Raw genomic sequence first — 17,441 nt, 5'->3', positions numbered from 1 at the left:
ATTCATTATTGCGTAACGGCCCGACGACGTGAATCAGCCAGGTCCTATTTCACGCGACGCCGTCGCTCAGAGCAGCAACAGCGCACCCGTCGCGACCAGCGTCGGCCCGATCGCCGCGGCGAGCAGGCCGGCCACGCTGACCGATTCGTCCGCGAAGCCGCGTCGCACGATCGCGAGCCCGGCGGGATTCGGCACGTTGGCGATCACCGTCAGGCCGCCGCCCGCGACGGCGCCCGACACCAGCATGTATTTCGCGCCGTCGGGCATGCCGGCGATCAGCGAGCCGAGATAGGTGATCGCCGCGTTGTCCATCACGGCGGTCAGGCCGAGCGCGCCGGCATAGAGCGCGTACGCGTCCATCGATGCGACGATCGGCTGCAGCCACCACTGCTGCAGGCCGCCGAGCACGACGAGCCCGCCGAGGAAGAACGCGACGAGCAGGCTCTCGCGCAGCATCAGCGGCGACTGATAGCGTTCGTACGCGGCCGTGAAGCCGAGAAAGAACAGCAGCAGACCGATGAACACGGCCGGATGATGCGCGCCGAGCACGACGCCGACCAGAAAACCGACGTGAACGAGCGTCACGCCCGCCGGCACCCGCTCGCCCTGCGCCGCCGACGCGACCGCCGGCGCGCCGGCCAGCGCACCGTACGCCATCGGCAGGGCCCCGCGCATCACGCCACGCATCACGCGCCGATTCACGAGCCCGGGCACACGCTCGTGCACGCCGGAAATCGACCCGCCCGGCTGCACGTCCGCCCCTGCCGCGGTTACGCCACGGCCGTCACCGCGCGCTCCGCGTCGAAGAACGTTGCCCGCGCAACCTCATCCGCACGCGCATACGCGCGGTTCACGCCGCTGATCACCGCACGGATCGACGCGGTCGTCAGGTTCGCGTCGACGCCGACGCCGAACGCGCTGCCGCGCACGCCCGTGCCGGCCAGCTCGGCGATCGCGATCGCCTTCGCATCGGCGCCCTGCGACAGCGCGCGTTCCTCGTAATGCTGGATCCGCAGCGGCGTGCGCAGCGCATGCATCAGCGCGTCGAGCGGGCCGTTGCCCTCGCCGCGCAGCACACGGCGCTCGCCGTGCACATCCGCGGTCAGCACGATCGTCTCGCGGCCGTCGCGCTCGGTCAGCTCATGGCCGACATAGCGCAGCGGCGTGGCGCTTTCGACGTATTCCTGCTGGAACAGCGACCAGATCTGCGCGCTCGTCACCTCGTGCCCGCTGTCGTCGGTCAGGCGCTGCACGGCCGCGCTGAAATCGACCTGCATGCGGCGCGGCAGCGCAACGCCGTAACCCTGTTCGAGCAGATACGCGATACCGCCCTTGCCCGACTGGCTGTTCACGCGAATGATCGAATCGTACGTGCGGCCGAGGTCGCTCGGATCGATCGGCAGGTACGGCATTTCCCATACGGCGTCGGCGCGCTGTACCGCGAAGCCCTTCTTGATCGCGTCCTGGTGCGAACCGGAGAACGCGGTGAACACGAGATCGCCGACGTACGGATGGCGCGGGTGGATCGGCAACTGCGTACATTCCTCGGCCGTGCGCGCGACTTCGTTGATCCGCGAGAAATCGAGACCCGGATCGACGCCCTGCGTGTACAGGTTCAGCGCGAGCGTCACGAGATCGACGTTGCCCGTGCGTTCGCCGTTGCCGAACAGGCAGCCCTCGATCCGGTCGGCGCCCGCCATCACCGCGAGCTCGGCCGCCGCGACCGCGGTGCCGCGGTCGTTGTGCGGGTGCACGGACAGGATCAGCGAATCGCGGCGCGCGAGATTCCGGTGCATCCATTCGATCTGGTCCGCATAGTAATTCGGCGTGCCGATTTCCACCGTGGCCGGCAGGTTCACGATCGACTTGCGCTCGGGCGTCGGCTGCCATACGTCGAACACCGCATCGCAGACTTCCTTCGCGAAATCGAGTTCGGTCGCCGTAAACGTTTCCGGGCTGTACTGCAGCGTGAATTGAGTGTCGGTCGCCGCGTCGGCGCAGCGCTTGATCGTGCGCGCCGCGTTCACCGCGAGCTGCTTCACGCCGTCGCGGTCGAGGCCGAACACGATCTTGCGGAATTCCGGCGCGGTCGCGTTGTACAGGTGGACGATCGCGCGCTTCGCGCCGCGCAGCGATGCGAAGGTGCGCTCGATCAGGTCGTCGCGCGCCTGCGTGAGCACTTCGATCGTCACGTCGTCGGGAATGTGGCCGCCTTCGATCAGTTCGCGAACGAAGTTGAAATCGGTTTCCGACGCGGACGGGAACGCGACCTCGATCTCCTTGAAGCCGATCGCCACCAGCGTCTTGAACATCCGCATCTTGCGCGCGCCGTCCATCGGCTCGAACAGCGCCTGGTTGCCGTCGCGCAGGTCGGTGCTCATCCAGATCGGCGCCTGCGTGATCGTGCGCGACGGCCACGTGCGGTCGGGCAGGTTGACGGGCATGAACGGTCGGTATTTCGTCGCGGGGTTCTTCAGCATCATGATGTCGGTCCTCGGTCTGTTCGTCGGTAAAGCGCGGCGCGGCGGCCATCGGCGTCAGGCGCCGGCTGCCCGCGCAGCGGTGAAAACGGCAGGAAAAGCGGTAACAAAGCGGCACAACGGCAAAGCGGTACGGCAAACGACGGCCTTGACGGTTGAGCGACCGGGACGAAGCGGAGAGACGACGAAGGAAAGACGAACTCAGGCGCCGGTCGACAACCGGGGCCAGGTCGGTGATGCGGGGAAAATCTGGCGCTTCAGGAAAGAAGCAGATGGAAAGCGCGCAGCCGCAGACCCAGCCCGGAGAAGCGGGCTAGTAGTCGTAGCGGGAAGAGGAACTGGGCGGCGTGCATGACCGGCATCAAATCACAGGGCAGCCACGGCTGTCAACCGGGCGCAGAATCAGTCCAGTCCGATAGGCGCCGGCATCCTCCGTGGCTATGCTTCACGGGTGCGGCACCGGTGAAGTCCTATTCATGTTCGGAGTGAGTCGGTCCAGCCTCTTCGCCAGTCGCCGCACACTCCTCCCTTGCAATCGCGCTTCGGTGTGGGCGTTCGACGGTGGCCGGTGGGCGCGGCCACGACAGAGATACCGATGTTGAAACGAAACGCTGCCATATGCGAACGCCGAGCGTCTGCTCCGAAGCGCGATTGCTTCCCCCGCCGCCTCCCCGCTCGCGCATCGTTCACGAAAACGATATACGCATCGATATAGTTTCCCGAATATATCGAAATCGCGCTCATTAAAAACATTTCACTCAATCGATTAGCCTGCCTTTTCGATTTCCTGAACAATAACCATTCTCGTTCGAATATTTTTTTATTTATTTTTCGTCATGCTCTGTACGTCGCGTTTCAAACGGCAAACGTTTGCGCGGCAAGGTTCACGCCTTATCCAATACTTATCAGGAGGCAAGCATGGCCGATTCTCAAACGTCATCCAACCGCGCCGGCGAGTTTTCGATTCCACCGAATACCGATTTCCGCGCGATTTTCTTCGCGAATGCCGCCGAGCAACAGCACATCAAGCTGTTTATCGGCGACAGCAAGGAACCCGCCGCGTATCACAAGCTGACGACGCGCGACGGCCCGCGTGAAGCCACGCTGAATTCGGGCAACGGCAAGATCCGTTTCGAAGTGTCGGTGAACGGCAAGCCGTCGGCCACCGACGCGCGCCTCGCGCCGATCACCGGCAAGAAGTCGGACGGCTCGCCGTTCACGGTCAACTTCGGCATCGTCGTATCGGAAGACGGCCACGACAGCGACTACAACGACGGCATCGTCGTGCTCCAGTGGCCGATCGGCTGACCTGACGCACGATCGACGGCCGTCCCCGCCGGTGGCCTCCATGGCGGCCGGCGGGTTGCGCCGCGTTCGGCGGGCCCCGCCTGATCCAGCCCCCCTCATCATCGGAGACTTTCATGCCGCTCCTTTCGGCTTCGATCGTCAGCGCACCCGTCGCGACATCGGAGACTTACGTCGACATCCCGGGCCTCTACATCGACATCGCGAAGGCCGGGATTCGCGATGGGAAACTGCAGGTCATCCTCAACGTGCCGACGCCTTACGCGACCGGCAACAACTTCCCCGGCATCTATTTCGCGATCGCGACGAACAAGGGCACCGTCGCGGACGGCTGCTTCACCTATTCGTCGAAGGTGCCGGAGGCAACCGGCCGCATGCCGTTCACGCTCGTCGCGACGATCGACGTCGGCAACGGCGTCACGTTCGTGAAGGGCCAGTGGAAGAGCGTGCGCGGCAGCGCGATGCACATCGATTCGTACGCGAGCCTTTCCGCGATCGGGGAGACAGCCGCTCCCCCGTCGTCGCAAGGCGGCGGCAACCAGGGCGCCGAAACCGGGGGCCCGGGGGCCGGCACCGTCGGCGGCGGCGGCGAGCGCGACGGCACGTTCAACCTGCCGCCGAACATCAAGTTCGGCGTCACCGCGCTCACCAACGCGGCGAACGACCAGACGATCGACATCTACATCGACGACAACCCGAAACCCGCCGCGACGTTCAAGGGCGCCGGCGTCCACGACCAGAACCTCGGCACGAAGGTGCTCGATTCCGGCAACGGGCGCGTGCGCGTGATCGTGATGGCGAACGGCAGGCCGTCGCGGCTCGGCTCGCGACAGGTCGACATTTTCAAGAAGTCGTACTTCGGGATCGTCGGATCGGAAGACGGCGCCGACGACGATTACAACGACGGCATCGTGTTCCTGAACTGGCCGCTGGGTTGATCGGCGGCCGTCACGAACGATCGCAATGGCGACGGGCACGACCACGCATTGCGCATCGTTCGGGCAGTCATTTGCAGTCCCACGCTTTGCTCCGCGCGCGGCCCGGTGAAATCCGTTCACCGGGCCGCGCGATGCGAGACCTTCCATCGAGACGAGGACGACATGTCACAACCCTTTACCCACGACGACCTGTACGCACTGCTGCAACTCGCGGGCAACGACGCCACCGCCGTGCAGGCCAACGGCGATCAGGCCGTGCTCGACCGGATGCGCCAGTTCATGACCGCGCAGCTCGTCGAGAAACTGCCGCAATACGACGTGTTCGTCGATATCGCGACGATCCCGTACAGCTTCGACGTCGGCAGTTGGCAGAACAAGGTGAAAACCGATGCGGCAGGCCAGGTCGTCGCGTGCACGGTGACGTGGGCCGGCGCGCCGGGCGTGCTGCCCGGCGCCGCGGCGAAGTTCGGCGTCGGCGCGGTGGTCAATTACTTTTCGAAGGCGACGCCGCAACCCGTGCAGCCGGAGCCCGTGCCGAGCGGCGGCGGCGAACGCGACGGCGTCTTCAACCTGCCGCCGAACATCGCGTTCGGCGTGACCGCGCTGGTCAATTCGTCGTCCCCGCAGACGATCGAGGTCTTCGTCGACGACAACCCGAAACCGGCCGCGACGTTCCAGGGCGCCGGCACGCAGGACGCGAACCTGAACACGCAGATCGTGAACTCGGGCAAGGGGAAGGTGCGGGTGGTCGTGACGGCGAACGGCAAACCGTCGAAGATCGGCTCGCGTCAGGTCGACATCTTCAAGAAGACCTACTTCGGGCTGGTCGGATCGGAAGATGGCGGCGACGGCGACTACAACGACGGCATCGCGATCCTGAACTGGCCGCTGGGCTGAGTCGCGTCAGCCCGACGAGCGTCGCCACGCCGCCCGGCGTGGCGATGGGAAACGTTCCAGGGACGGGCCTGCCCCGTCCCGGTTCTTGAAGTTGTTGGTTATCAGCCGAGCCGTTTCGCGAAACCGTGCCGCCTTGCGCTATCTCGATCGCCGCGCCTCGCCGTCACCACGCCCACCGCACGCCCGCATTCCCGGTGATCGTGCGCTGATGCTCGCCGCCGAGATTCGTCAAATAGCTGACCGTCGCATACACGCTGCCGCGCTTCGTCAGCTGTGCGACGAGCCCCGCGCCGATCTGCCCGGCCGTCTGCCCGATCTGCGTGCCGATCGCCGTCGAGCCGCCGAACGTCGTCTTGTCGTCGGCGCCGAACGCGCGCAGCACGTTCACGCGCAGGTACGGCTTCCAGTGCACGCCGCTCGCGTCGAACGCGTATTGCAGCCGCGCGCCGATCCGGCCGAGGAATGTGTTGCCGTTGTTCCACGCGACGCTCGACACGCCGTCGTCGAAGCGATCGAGCGACAGCCATTGCCACACGAGCTGCGCCTGCGGCTCGAGCGTCAGTCCGTTGCCGAGCGCGATCGGCAGCCCGGCTTCGATGGAGCCCGTGAACGCGTTGCCGTTCGTCGAGCCGTTCACGTTGTCGTTCGAATGCGAGCGCACGGTCAGCGCGCTGCCCATCAGCACGGCGTCCGTGTACCAGCCGCCCGGGCCGATGTGCGTCCAGTAGCCGCCGAGGTTGTACGCATTGACCTGCAGCGAGCCCACGCCCAGATCGGGCTGCGCGAGCGCGAAGCCGCTCACGTCGCCGACCGCGCGCGAGAAGCCGAGGAAGAAGCCGTAGTGATTGCGATGGCCGCTGGCGGTCGTATCGGCGTAAAGATCCTGGCCGACCTGCATCCCCCATACGGCGCCGTCGAACGACGGCGTCGCGTCGCCCTTCTGCTTGATGTTGCCGTGGCCGCCCCACACGCGGGCCCACGACGCGGGCACCGAACCGTTTTCGGCCAGCAAGCCCTGCTCGCCCTGCCGGTCATGGAACGTGTCGATCTGCAGCAAGCCGAGCTGGCGCGCGATGGCCGGCGCTTCCGCGTACAGCGGCACTTCCGGGCGGTAGATCGGTTCCGGATTGCCGTCGGCGCCCGCATGGTCGACCGCTTCGACGATCGATTCCGGCGTGCCTTCGGCGGCCGTGATCGGCGGCTCGGCGGGCGGCGTCGGCTGGCCGGGATGAACGACGGGCGATTGCGGCTTCGGCGGCACCGTGTTGCGCAGGTACCAGTTGTCGCCCGTGCCGGTCGATGCACCGCCCTTCGCGAGGAAATACGTATAGGCGCCCGCGCTGACCGTCCCGCCGGACAACGAGAACGCGCCCGCGCTCGTCGTCGCGCCGTTCGCGGCCTGCACGACCTGGATGCCGTCGCCCGTCGTCTGCGCGCCCGCGCCGCCGACGTTCGTCACCTTGAGCGTGCTCGCGCCGCTCGCCGTGCCGCCGCTGACGACGAGTTTGTCCGACGGCGCGCCATCGCCGGCAAGCGTCGTGTTGAGCGCGAGCGTCGCGTTCTGGCCGACGTAGTTGCCCGCGACCGTCAGCGTGTTGCCCACGCCGCTGCCGCCGAGCTGCACGAGCCCCGCGTTGGTCAGGTTGCCGTTGATCCGGAAACTGCCGGTCGCGCCGCCGCCCAGGCTCGCCAGCGCGTTCGCGACCGACAGCGTGCCGTTGTTCGTCACGTTGCCCGTCACGCTGCCGTAGCCGCCGAGCGTGGCGCCCGATGCCACCATCACCGGCCCGCCGCCGCCCAGCGCCGCCGACGCGCTCGTCGCGTCACCGACGATCACGGTGCCCGCATTGACGTTCGTGCCGCCCGTGTAGCCGTTCGTGCCGTTCATCGTCAGCGTGCCGCTGCCGAGCTTCGTCAGCGAGCCCGCACCCGTGACGCCCTGCGTCAGCGTCGAGTTGAAGCCCTGCGTATCGATCGTGCCATTGTTCGCCGTGATCGATACCGCCCGGCTCGAAGCGACGTTGAACGCGCTGCCGAGTTGCAGCGTGCCGCCATTGAACGCGAGCCCGCCCGACGACGCGCCAAGCGCAGTGTCCGCGGCCACCGACAGCGTGCCCTGCGTGATCGTCGTGCCGCCCGAATAGGTGTTGCCGCCGGCCGATGAAGGCGCCATCGTCAGCGTGCCCGCACCGGTTTTCTCCATCGCGCCCGAACCGCCGATCGTGCCCGTGTACGTGCCGGCGCCGTCCTGCTGGAAGCGCACGAGCCCGTTGTCGGTGACGGACAGCGGCAGGTTCGACGCATTTGCCTGTAGCGTCGCGCCCGCGTCGACGGTCGCGACGACCGATGCCGTCGTCGTGCCGAGCGTGCCCGTGAGGTTCAGCGTGCCGCTTTGCACGAGCGCCGTCGAGAACGTACCGGTGCCGGCCCACGTCCAGTCGGTGCCGGCCATCGTCAGGCCCTGGAAATTCACGAACGCGTTCGATGCGGTGCCCGTGCCTTGCAACGTCACGGTGTTGGCGCCCGCGCCGCCGTTGGCCGTGCCGACGATCTGCGAGCCCGTCTGCAGGATCAGCGTCACGTTGCCGTTGCCGCCCTGGATCGCGGTGCCGCCACCGCCCTGGATCAGCCCCGCGTTGGTGATCGTCGTCGCGCCGTTGGTCGAGCGCACGCCGATCCCGTTGTTGCTGATGATCCTGCCGCCGGCCTGGTTCGTGATCGTCGCGGTGAACGAGCCGCCGAGCGTGTTCGACACGACCGCGTCGACGCTGCCGCCGCTCGTCGCGGTGCCGGTCGTCTGGATCGTGCCGCTGTTGACCAGCGTGTCGTTGTTGCCCTGCATGTAGACGGCCGGCGCATCGCGGCCATTCGACGTCAGCGTGCCGCTGTTGGTGATCGTGCCGTTGCCGCCGAGCAGCGACGCCGCACGCGCGTTGTTGCCGGACGTCGTCACCGTGCCCGTGTTGACGATCCGATTGCCCGACGCGCCCGGATTGCTTTGCCCCCATGCGGCCGTCATCCCGTACGCGTTGTTGCCGGTGGTCGTGATCGTGCCGTTGTTGACGAGCGTGTTGTCGTTGCCGTTCGCGGCCATCCCGTCGTTGTAGGTGCCCGACGTCGAAATCACGCCGGTCGCGCCGTTGGTGAGCGTGTTGCCGTTGTTCACGCCGAGCAGCACCGCGCCGCGGTTCGCGACGCCCGTGCCGTTGCCCGACATCGACAGGTTGCCGTTGTTCGTGATCGCGCTCGATGTGTCGACGGAGAACGGGGTCGGCGCGGACGTCAGCACGTAGCCGCCTGTCACGGTCGAATCGAGGTTGATCGTCACGTTGGTGCTGCCGCCCGTGGCCACGACCGACGGTGCGTTCGCGCCGGTACACGTGACCGTCGTTCCGCTGCCCGGCGCGGTAGCCGAGCACGCCGCATACGCACTGACCGGCACCGCGCCGCTCAGGATCGCCATTCCGCCCAAACCCAGATTCCACGCCTTTCTTTTCATTTTTCCGCTCGCATTTATTGGTGACGTTATTGCTGCAAATCGGTGCGTGGAACGGGTTATAGCACCTGTCTTGAAACAATCGCAAGATCAGAATGCGTGATACCGGCAATCACGCCGCGAATCATTTCGCATCGGGAAATAAATGGAGTGGAATTGCCGCCATGCAGCATGCGAAGCCGCAGCCGGGCGTGGGCGGCTTGGCGAGACGAGAAGTCGGTTTAATTTACCGACATTCGCTTAGCCATACTCATCGAACGTGATGCAATCTGAATCAATCGGAAAATTTGACGCGACTCGATGAATGACGGAAGGCGCGGACTATTGCGCGCCATTTGACGATGTTGCTTCGCACGATCGCGCGCCGTTCAAACACGGCCACATTGCCGGATAGCCGCGCGTCGACGAAAAATGTGCCCCACCGATACGATGCCGACCACCGCGGCCGGCATCCGGCGAACGATCAACCCGCCTGCGGCGGGACAGCCTTCGACATCGCGACCGGTTGCGCGAACGTGGCCGACGCGAGCTGCGTGCGCGCATCGCGCGCCACGCGGTTGAACGCCATACGTTGCGCGCCCTTCAGCCTCGCCGCCTTGGCCGCATGAACGAGTTCGATCGGATCGACGAGGCGGGCATGCCGGCGCACCTCGAAGTGCAGATGCGGGCCCGTCGCGGTCCCCGTGCTGCCGACCGCGCCGACACGCTGGCCGCGCATGACGCGCGCGCCGGTTCGCAGCGTCGGCTCGAACGCCGACAGGTGCGCGTAGTACGACGCGTAGCCGCCGTCATGCCGAATCACCACGTATTTGCCGTAGCCGCGCGGCTCGGTGCCGATGAACGTCACGACGCCGCGCTCCGACGCATGAACGGCGCGGCCTGCCGGCGCAGCCAGATCGACGCCCGAATGCACATGGCGCACGCCGGTGACCGGATGCACGCGTGTGCCGAAGCGCGAGCTGATCCGCTTCGCGTTGACCGGCATCGCAAACCGCGCGCCGGCGAGCGGCATGCCGTCGAAGTCGTAATAGGCGCCCGGCGCACCCGCCTTCGGCGCGAACCACACGCCCGCGACGCGCTGGCCGCGAAAACGGACGTCGAGCGCCGTCACGCGCATGCGGCCAGGCCGCCCGGCGCTGTCGTCGCGTTCGAAGGCGACGCGGAAGGTATCGCCGGCCGCGGCGCGCTGCTTCGGATCGATGCGCCCGGCCAGCATGCGGGTGATCTGCGCGGCGACGCCGGCCGGCAGATCTGCGCGCGCCAGCGACGCGCGCAGATTGCCGACGATCGCACCGGCGCGCGTGCCGCGATCCGGCTCCGCGAGCGTGAACGGCTCGGCCGATGCCAGATCGACGGCGCCCCGCTCGGCCGCCGGCTGCGCGTCCATCGCGGGCAACGCCGACGCCAGACCGTAATCGAACCGCGACGCATAGCCGCGTTCGACCGCGTCGCGCGCCGAATCGCACAGCACGCGGTAAGCCACGCACGCGCCGAATCGAACGGCGAGATCGCCGCGATCGGCGCCCGCCGACAGGCCCGACGCATGCGCGGCGTACGCGACGTCGAGCGGCACCGCCGCCGATGCGCGCAAGCCGCCCCACGTCGTCCGGGCGGGATTGAAGAAAGGCACGTCGACAAGGTCGGGCGTTGCAGCCGTCACGGGCGCAACGGGCGCCGAAGTGTGAGTCGCCTGTGCCACCATGCCGTGTGTGCCCGCCATGCAGGCCGTCACGACGGCACCGCGCAACAGCGCACGGCTAATCGGGAAACACGGGACACCGCGCCGGGCGGATTGACCTTGTTCGCGTGCGAGACGGAAACGCAGGTTCAACCGCATGACGTCGTCACTCGCTATCGATGAAAAATCGGGAAAAGCCGGGTATCGCGGAAGAACGACCGTCACGATCCGGCAACCTGGAAGCGAGTGTATCGGCGCACGCAAAATGACCAAATAGGCCATGTCCTATTTGGATGGGCATACGCTTCGTACACGGACGAAATCGCAATTTCGCCGCGGCCCGTATTCGACCCCTTCATTCGCGCGAACCACCCGGCGCCGTGTACAGTCGAACGCTGCCGGCGGGTGAGCACAGCCACGCGCCGAACGATCTGTCTTCAACACCGGAATCCCGTCATGTTTCTCGAACATCTTCATCCGGAACGCTGGACGTTCCTGTGGAATGCATTGTCCACGCTCTCCATCAAGCTGGCCGCCGGCCTGGCGCTGCTCGTCGCCGGCTGGTGGCTGTCCAAACGCGTCGGCAACTGGCTGAACCGGCTGCTCTCGAACAAGGAGCGCGTCGACGACACGCTGCGGCCGATCCTGTGCGACGTCGCCGTGTGGGGCATCCGCATCGTCGCGATCGTCGGCGCGCTGTCGCAGCTCGGCATCGAAACCGCGAGCATCGTCGCGGTGCTCGGCGCGGCCGGCCTGGCGATCGGGCTCGCGCTGCAGGGCACGATGCAGAACATCGCGGCCGGCATCATGCTTCTGCTGCTGCGGCCGTTCAAGGTCGGCGACTACATCGACGGCGGCACGGGCGTCGCGGGTACCGTCGAAGAGGTCGGGCTCTTCATGACGCGCCTCACGAAGCCGGACGGCATCTGCGAGTACGTGCCGAACAGCGCGCTGTGGGGCAGCTCGATCCGCAACTACACGCGCAACCCGACGCGCCGCCTCGATCTCGAAGTGGAAGTGTCCGTGCATGACGATATCGATCGCGCGCTCGATGCACTGCACGCGCTGGCCGCGGCCGACCCCGACGTGCTGCAGGATCCCGCGCCGGACGTGATGGTGATGCGCTTCGACGACAGCACGGCCGTCGCGAACATGCGCGTGTGGACGCACACCGACAAGTTCTGGGCGATGCGCTGGCGCCTCGCGCGCCAGGTCCGCAAGACGCTCGCCGATGCGGACTGCGCGCTGCCGATCCGCACGCGGGAATTGCACATCGTGCACGACGCGGAGCGCCGCGCGGACGGCGCGCGCATGCGCGTGTCGTAAGGCAGCGCGCCGCCCGCGACGTTACATCCTGACGATGTCGAGCAACGCCTTCCTGCCGCTCCTTTACGTGAACTCCGACATCGCGCCGTGCTTCAGGTCGCCCTGCGGCGTGAAGCTCGTTTCCCCCGTCATGCCGCGATAGACTCTGGCCAGCATCGCGACCGGCGCCGTCGCCGGGTTCGCCGAGCGCGTGCCGACGAAGCGGGCCGGCGTGTCGGCGATCCAGTCGAGGCTTGTGAACAGTACTGCCGGAACGGCGGAGCGAAATGAAGTGATGTGATGTGATGCGAGTAAACGGGTCGCGGTGCAACGCCGCGATCCGATGACGTTCCGGCCTGGTGCATGGCATACCCGTCGCACGGATTCGACCCCGCCGATCCCCCTCGATTTTCCCGCGTCGCGCACCGCCATTCCGGAAACCCGGACACACAAAAAACCCCACGAAAACAAGGATATTCGGCGTCTGCGACACAGTGTCCGAGTTCGGTTATATTACGCGCCCGTTGCCACCCCGCCCCCGCAAAACACGTCGCGCGCGGCCTCTTTCAACGCAGTCTGAAGCGCCGTCCGCTCGGGCTTGCCGTCAGGGCCCCGGCGCGTGGCGCACCGTCGCGACGCAGGCGCTTGCCTGCCCGCGGGAAGCCGATCCGAAGGTGTCCTTCCGAATAGCTTCCGTGCGCAAATGCAACGGCGCGCGGCGCCGATCCGGAATTCCGGATTCGCGGTCCGGATCTCCGGACCCGCATTTCAGCGCCACGGAACCGCGCCGGGCGGCATGGCAAACCGATGCATTCAAGTTGAAAAAGGGATCTCTGCTGTGATCAAAACGTTACGGGTAATACTGTCGGCGCTCGCGCTGTGCGTCGCGACATCGTCCGCGCACGCCGCCGACACGAAGAAAGTCGACGTCCTGCTGGTGGGCGGCGGCATCATGAGCTCGACGCTCGGCGTCTGGCTGCACGAACTCCAGCCGGACTGGTCGATGACGATGGTCGAGCGCCTCGACGGCGTCGCGCTGGAAAGCTCGAACGGCTGGAACAACGCCGGCACCGGCCACTCGGCGCTCGCCGAGCTGAACTACACGCCGGAAAAGGCGGACGGCAAGATCGACATCTCGAAGGCGATCGAGATCAACGAGTCGTTCCAGATCTCGCGCCAGTTCTGGGCGTGGCAGGTGAAGCAGGGCGTGCTGAAGAACCCGCGCGCGTTCATCAACTCGACGCCGCACATGAGCTTCGTGTGGGGCGACGACAACGTCCGCTTCCTGAAGAAGCGCTACGAAGCGCTGCAGGCGAGCCCGCTGTTCCGCGGGATGCAATATTCGGAAGACTACGACCAGATCAAGCAGTGGGTGCCGCTGATGATGGAAGGCCGCGACCGCAGCCAGAAGGTCGCGGCGACGTGGACGCCGATCGGCACCGACGTGAACTTCGGCGAGATCACGCGCCAGTTCGTCGGCTACCTGAAGACGCAGCCGAACTTCACGCTGTCGCTGTCGAGCGAAGTGCGCGAGATCTCGCGAAACGCCGACGGCACGTGGCACGTGTCGTGGGTCAAGCTGCACTCGGATGAGCCGCCGCAATCGGTCGACGCGAAGTTCGTGTTCATCGGCGCGGGCGGCGGTGCGCTGCACCTGCTGCAGGCGTCGGGCATCCCCGAAGCGAAGGACTACGGCGCATTCCCGGTCGGCGGCTCGTTCCTCGTGACCGATAACCCCGAGGTCGTGAAGCAGCACCTCGCGAAGGCCTACGGCAAGGCGTCGGTCGGCTCGCCGCCGATGTCGGTGCCGCACCTCGACACGCGGATCATCGACGGCAAGAAGATCATCCTGTTCGGGCCGTTCGCGACGTTCTCGACCAAGTTCCTGAAGAACGGCTCGTACTTCGACCTCGCGAAGAGCACCAACCTGCACAACGTCGCGCCGATGATGCGCGTGGGCGTCGACGAATTCCCGCTGGTGCAGTACCTCGCCGGCCAGCTGATGCTGTCCGACGACGATCGCTTCAACGCGCTGAAGGAGTACTTCCCGAACGCGAAGAAGGAAGACTGGCGCCTGTGGCAGGCCGGCCAGCGCGTGCAGATCATCAAGCGCGACCCGGTCAAGGGCGGCGTGCTGAAGCTCGGCACCGAGATCGTCGCGTCGCAGGACGGCAGCATCGCGGGCCTGCTCGGCGCGTCGCCGGGCGCGTCGACCGCCGCGCCGATCATGCTGAACCTGTTGAAGAAGGTGTTCAAGGACAAGGTCGCGACGCCCGAGTGGCAGCAGAAGATCCGCCAGATCGTGCCGAGCTACGGCACGAAGCTGAACGACAGCCCGGCGAAGGTCGTCGAGGAATGGACCTACACGAGCGACGTGCTGCAACTGTCGCCGCCGCCGAAGATCGACCTCGGCGCGCCGTCGCAGGCGACCGGCACCGCGCCGGCCCGCCCGGCGAAGGCGTCCGCCGACATGGCGCTGTAACGCGCGCGACGCCGCGCATAACCCGCGCAGAGCCTGCGCGGCACCCGCGGCGCGCATTACGCCGCCCGACACGGCCGCCCTCTCCGGGGCGGCCGTTTTTCCTGGCGCGCGCCGGGCGCAGGCACCGGCTTCCGCTAGAATTGCGGCACGCGCGACCCCGTCGCCGCCCGATCCATCACCCGCATCGACACAACCCGAGCGACCGCCGGTGCGGCCCGCGCCCGAGCCGCGCGGGCGCCGCCCGCCGTGGCCGCGCCCGGCCGGGCGCGCCATCAACCGAATTCAGCTGGAGAAAGACCGTGTTTACCTGCCGAAACCAGAGCTGCGGCACGCAGTGGGAGCAGTCCGACGTCGTCATCAAGGACGAAGGCCAGGGGCTGCTGTTCCGCTGCCCGCTGTGCGGCGCCCGCAACTATCTCGAACGCTTCGAGGACGACGAAGGCAACGTCGTCTACGAGCAGATGGAAGGCCGCCCCTACCTCGGAGACCTGTCTTGACCCAACCGACCGCCACGCCGTTCAGCGCGCTGCCGCTGACGCCCGCCACGCTCGCGAATCTCGCGCAGCTCGGCTATGTCGACATGACGCCGATCCAGGCCGCGAGCCTGCCGATCGCGCTGGCCGGCCAGGACCTGATCGCGCAGGCGAAGACGGGCAGCGGCAAGACCGCCGCGTTCTCGCTCGCGCTGCTCGCGCGTCTCGACGCGCGCCGCTTCGACGTGCAGGCGATGATCCTGTGCCCGACCCGCGAGCTCGCCGACCAGGTCGCGCAGGAAGTGCGCCGCCTCGCGCGCGCCGAGGAGAACGTGAAGGTGCTGACGCTGTGCGGCGGCACGCCGATGCGTCCGCAGGCGCAGAGCCTCGAGCACGGCGCGCATATCGTCGTCGGCACGCCGGGCCGCATCATGGATCACCTCGATCGCGGCAACCTGAAGCTCGATGCGCTGAACACGCTGGTGCTCGACGAAGCCGACCGGATGCTCGACATGGGCTTCTTCGACGACATCGCGAAGGTCGCGCGCATGTGCCCGACGACGCGCCAGACGCTGCTGTTCTCCGCGACCTATCCGGACGGCATCGCGAAGCTGAGCCAGCAGTTCCTGCGCAATCCGAAGGAAGTCAAGCTCGCGGAACGCCACGACGACAGCAAGATCCGCCAGCGCTTCTATGAAGTGACCGAGGACGAGCGGCTGCATGCGGTCGGCCAGCTGCTGAATCACTACCGGCCGGTGAGCACGATCGCGTTCTGCAACACCAAGCAGCAGTGCCGCGACCTGCTCGACGTGCTGCACGCGCAGGGCTTCCACGCGCTCGCGCTGCACGGCGAGCTCGACCAGCGCGAGCGCGACCAGGTGCTGATCCAGTTCGCGAACCGCAGTTGCTCGGTGCTGGTCGCGACCGACGTCGCCGCGCGCGGGCTCGACATCGCGCAGCTCGAAGCGGTGATCAACGTCGACGTGACGCCCGACCCCGAAGTGCACGTGCACCGCATCGGCCGCACGGGTCGCGCGGATCAGGACGGCTGGGCGCTGAGCCTCGCGAGCATGGACGAGATGGGCCGCGTCGGCGCGATCGAACAGGCGCAGAAGCGCGAGGTCGAATGGCATCCGCTCGCCGAACTGAAGCCGGCGGACGACAGCGTGCTGCTGCCGCCGATGGAAACGCTGCAGATCCTCGGCGGGCGCAAGGACAAGATCCGTCCGGGCGACGTGCTCGGCGCGCTGACCGGCGACGCCGGGTTCGACGGCAAGCAGATCGGCAAGATCAACGTGACCGAGTTCTCGACCTATGTCGCGATCGAGCGCGGCGTCGCGCGCGACGCGCTGCGCAAGCTCAATGCGGGGAAGATCAAGGGCAAGCGGGTCAAGGTCCGGCTGATGGACGACGAGTAAGCGGGCCGCGGCGCGGGCGGTCGCAGCACCGCCGCGCGCCGCCCCGTGCGTCACCCGAGTTCGGGATAGCCGTGCGCGGCGGCTTCCCGCTCGAACCGCGCAATCGTGTCGTAGTCGGCCGGCGACAGCCGGTCGAATCCCCTCAGCCGCAGCACACGCGCCCGCTCCGCATCGGCGGCGATCGCGCGATCGAGCGCATCCCGCAACGCGCCGACCTGCGTATCCGCCAGCGCCCGCGACGCGACGAACGGCAATCCCGGCGCGGGTGCGGTCGTGCCGATCACGCGAATATCCTCCAGCAGCCCGGGCAGCGCGTCGCGCACATACGCGAACGTCACGCAGTCGATCGCCGCGCAATCGGCTTCTCCCGACGCCAGCGCTCGCAGCACGTTCAGGTGCGAACCGAACGGCGTGACCGAGCCGAAGAACCGCCCGTCGTGCGCATGCGGCGCGACCGCGTGCCGGAATGCATTCATCCCGCTGTGCGAATCCTCGCCGTTGAAGGCTGCCCGCAACCCGCGGCATGCGGCGAGCGTCGTCGCACCGCCCGCATGCACGCGCGCCGACACGACCAGCACGCTGCGGTAGCGCGCCCCGTCGCAGCCGTCCGCATCGAAAACGGGGGTCGCAACCAATCGCACGACGTCGCGCAAGCCGAGCATCCGGTACGGATAGCCGCAGGTCTGCGACAGCAGCAGATCGTCGCGCCGCCACAATGCCTGCAGGTCGTCGAACGGCGCGTCGGGCAGCGCGACGTCGGCAGGCCCGCCCGCGTTCGCGAACGCATCGAGCGCGTCGCGCAGCAGCGCGCGCCACAGCGCGGCGTGGCGCGGCGTCACGTTGTACATCGGCAGGACTGCGATCCAGGAGCTCATGCGGGCATTCTACGCATCGGCGGTCGTCACGAAGCTTATCGGCCGCACCACGATAAGCAAATGCGAATCGATTGGTTGGCGTTGCCGCGCCGCC

Annotated in this window: 12 protein-coding genes and 1 pseudogene; 7 read left to right on the top strand and 6 right to left on the bottom strand. The window is 67.2% G+C overall.

Features of this window, described 5'->3' with window-relative positions; genetic code table 11:
• Window positions 1–66: 66 nt before the first annotated feature.
• Together CFB35_RS29310 and leuA are read right to left on the bottom strand one after the other, a co-directional pair.
• A pseudogene (locus tag CFB35_RS29310) lies at window positions 67–690 on the bottom strand (putative Na+/H+ antiporter); the annotation flags it as partial.
• 80 nt (window positions 691–770) lie between these two features.
• Window positions 771–2,480 carry a 2-isopropylmalate synthase gene (gene leuA, locus CFB35_RS29305; protein WP_059574803.1) on the bottom strand — a complete coding sequence of 570 codons (1,710 nt, stop codon included), beginning with the start codon at window positions 2,478–2,480 and terminating at the stop codon, window positions 771–773.
• Window positions 2,481–3,398: 918 nt separating this feature from the next.
• Here leuA and CFB35_RS29300 point away from each other — a divergent pair.
• The 3 genes from CFB35_RS29300 (at window position 3,399) to CFB35_RS29290 (ending at window position 5,620) form a co-directional block, all read left to right on the top strand.
• Window positions 3,399–3,788, top strand: a complete 390-nt coding sequence (locus CFB35_RS29300; protein WP_059574709.1) for a fucose-binding lectin II — start codon at window positions 3,399–3,401, stop codon at window positions 3,786–3,788.
• A gap of 113 nt (window positions 3,789–3,901) precedes the next feature.
• Entirely contained in the window at window positions 3,902–4,723 is an 822-nt protein-coding gene (locus CFB35_RS29295) for a fucose-binding lectin II (protein WP_059574711.1), read from the top strand.
• A 162-nt stretch (window positions 4,724–4,885) separates the two neighbouring features.
• Window positions 4,886–5,620, top strand: a complete 735-nt coding sequence (locus CFB35_RS29290) for a fucose-binding lectin II (protein WP_059574713.1) — start codon at window positions 4,886–4,888, stop codon at window positions 5,618–5,620.
• Between the two features lie 163 nt (window positions 5,621–5,783).
• Here the strand turns inward: CFB35_RS29290 and CFB35_RS29285 are convergent, their stop codons facing one another.
• On the bottom strand, window positions 5,784–9,083 hold the full coding sequence (locus tag CFB35_RS29285) for an autotransporter outer membrane beta-barrel domain-containing protein (RefSeq protein ID WP_089465906.1): 3,300 nt from the start codon (window positions 9,081–9,083) through the stop codon (window positions 5,784–5,786).
• Between the two features lie 496 nt (window positions 9,084–9,579).
• Window positions 9,580–10,953: a M23 family metallopeptidase gene (locus tag CFB35_RS29280; RefSeq protein ID WP_089465905.1), complete on the bottom strand. Its 1,374-nt coding sequence runs from the start codon at window positions 10,951–10,953 to the stop codon at window positions 9,580–9,582.
• A 297-nt stretch (window positions 10,954–11,250) separates the two neighbouring features.
• Here CFB35_RS29280 and CFB35_RS29275 point away from each other — a divergent pair, with 297 nt between their 5' ends.
• The gene (locus tag CFB35_RS29275; protein ID WP_059645234.1) at window positions 11,251–12,120 is read left to right on the top strand and encodes a mechanosensitive ion channel family protein; all 870 of its coding nucleotides are present in this window, start codon (window positions 11,251–11,253) and stop codon (window positions 12,118–12,120) included.
• 63 nt (window positions 12,121–12,183) lie between these two features.
• Here the strand turns inward: CFB35_RS29275 and CFB35_RS29270 are convergent, their stop codons facing one another.
• On the bottom strand, window positions 12,184–12,570 hold the full coding sequence (locus CFB35_RS29270; RefSeq protein WP_143328769.1) for a hypothetical protein: 387 nt from the start codon (window positions 12,568–12,570) through the stop codon (window positions 12,184–12,186).
• Window positions 12,571–12,895: 325 nt separating this feature from the next.
• On the opposite strand from CFB35_RS29270, the gene mqo reads away from it, so the two are divergent.
• The 3 genes from mqo to dbpA all read left to right on the top strand — a co-directional run bounded on the left by mqo (window position 12,896) and on the right by dbpA (window position 16,472).
• A complete protein-coding gene (gene mqo / locus CFB35_RS29265) occupies window positions 12,896–14,581 on the top strand; it encodes a malate dehydrogenase (quinone) (RefSeq protein WP_226093842.1) in 1,686 nt (561 codons plus the stop codon).
• Between the two features lie 299 nt (window positions 14,582–14,880).
• Window positions 14,881–15,078 (top strand): hypothetical protein, encoded by a 198-nt coding sequence (locus CFB35_RS29260; RefSeq protein WP_006483193.1) that lies wholly within the window; start codon window positions 14,881–14,883, stop codon window positions 15,076–15,078.
• Window positions 15,075–16,472, top strand: coding sequence for an ATP-dependent RNA helicase DbpA (gene dbpA, locus CFB35_RS29255; protein ID WP_059574722.1), 1,398 nt, complete (start codon window positions 15,075–15,077; stop codon window positions 16,470–16,472). The genes CFB35_RS29260 and dbpA overlap by 4 nt, the downstream gene beginning before the upstream one ends.
• A gap of 50 nt (window positions 16,473–16,522) precedes the next feature.
• On the opposite strand, the gene CFB35_RS29250 is transcribed toward dbpA, so the two are convergent.
• Window positions 16,523–17,347, bottom strand: a complete 825-nt coding sequence (locus CFB35_RS29250) for a phosphate/phosphite/phosphonate ABC transporter substrate-binding protein (protein ID WP_089465903.1) — start codon at window positions 17,345–17,347, stop codon at window positions 16,523–16,525.
• Window positions 17,348–17,441 lie beyond the last annotated feature (94 nt).

This window comes from Burkholderia sp. AU16482 (genome assembly GCF_002223285.1).
Taxonomy (GTDB): Bacteria; Pseudomonadota; Gammaproteobacteria; order Burkholderiales; family Burkholderiaceae; genus Burkholderia; species Burkholderia semiarida.
This window is presented reverse-complemented; position numbering and strand designations above follow the sequence as displayed.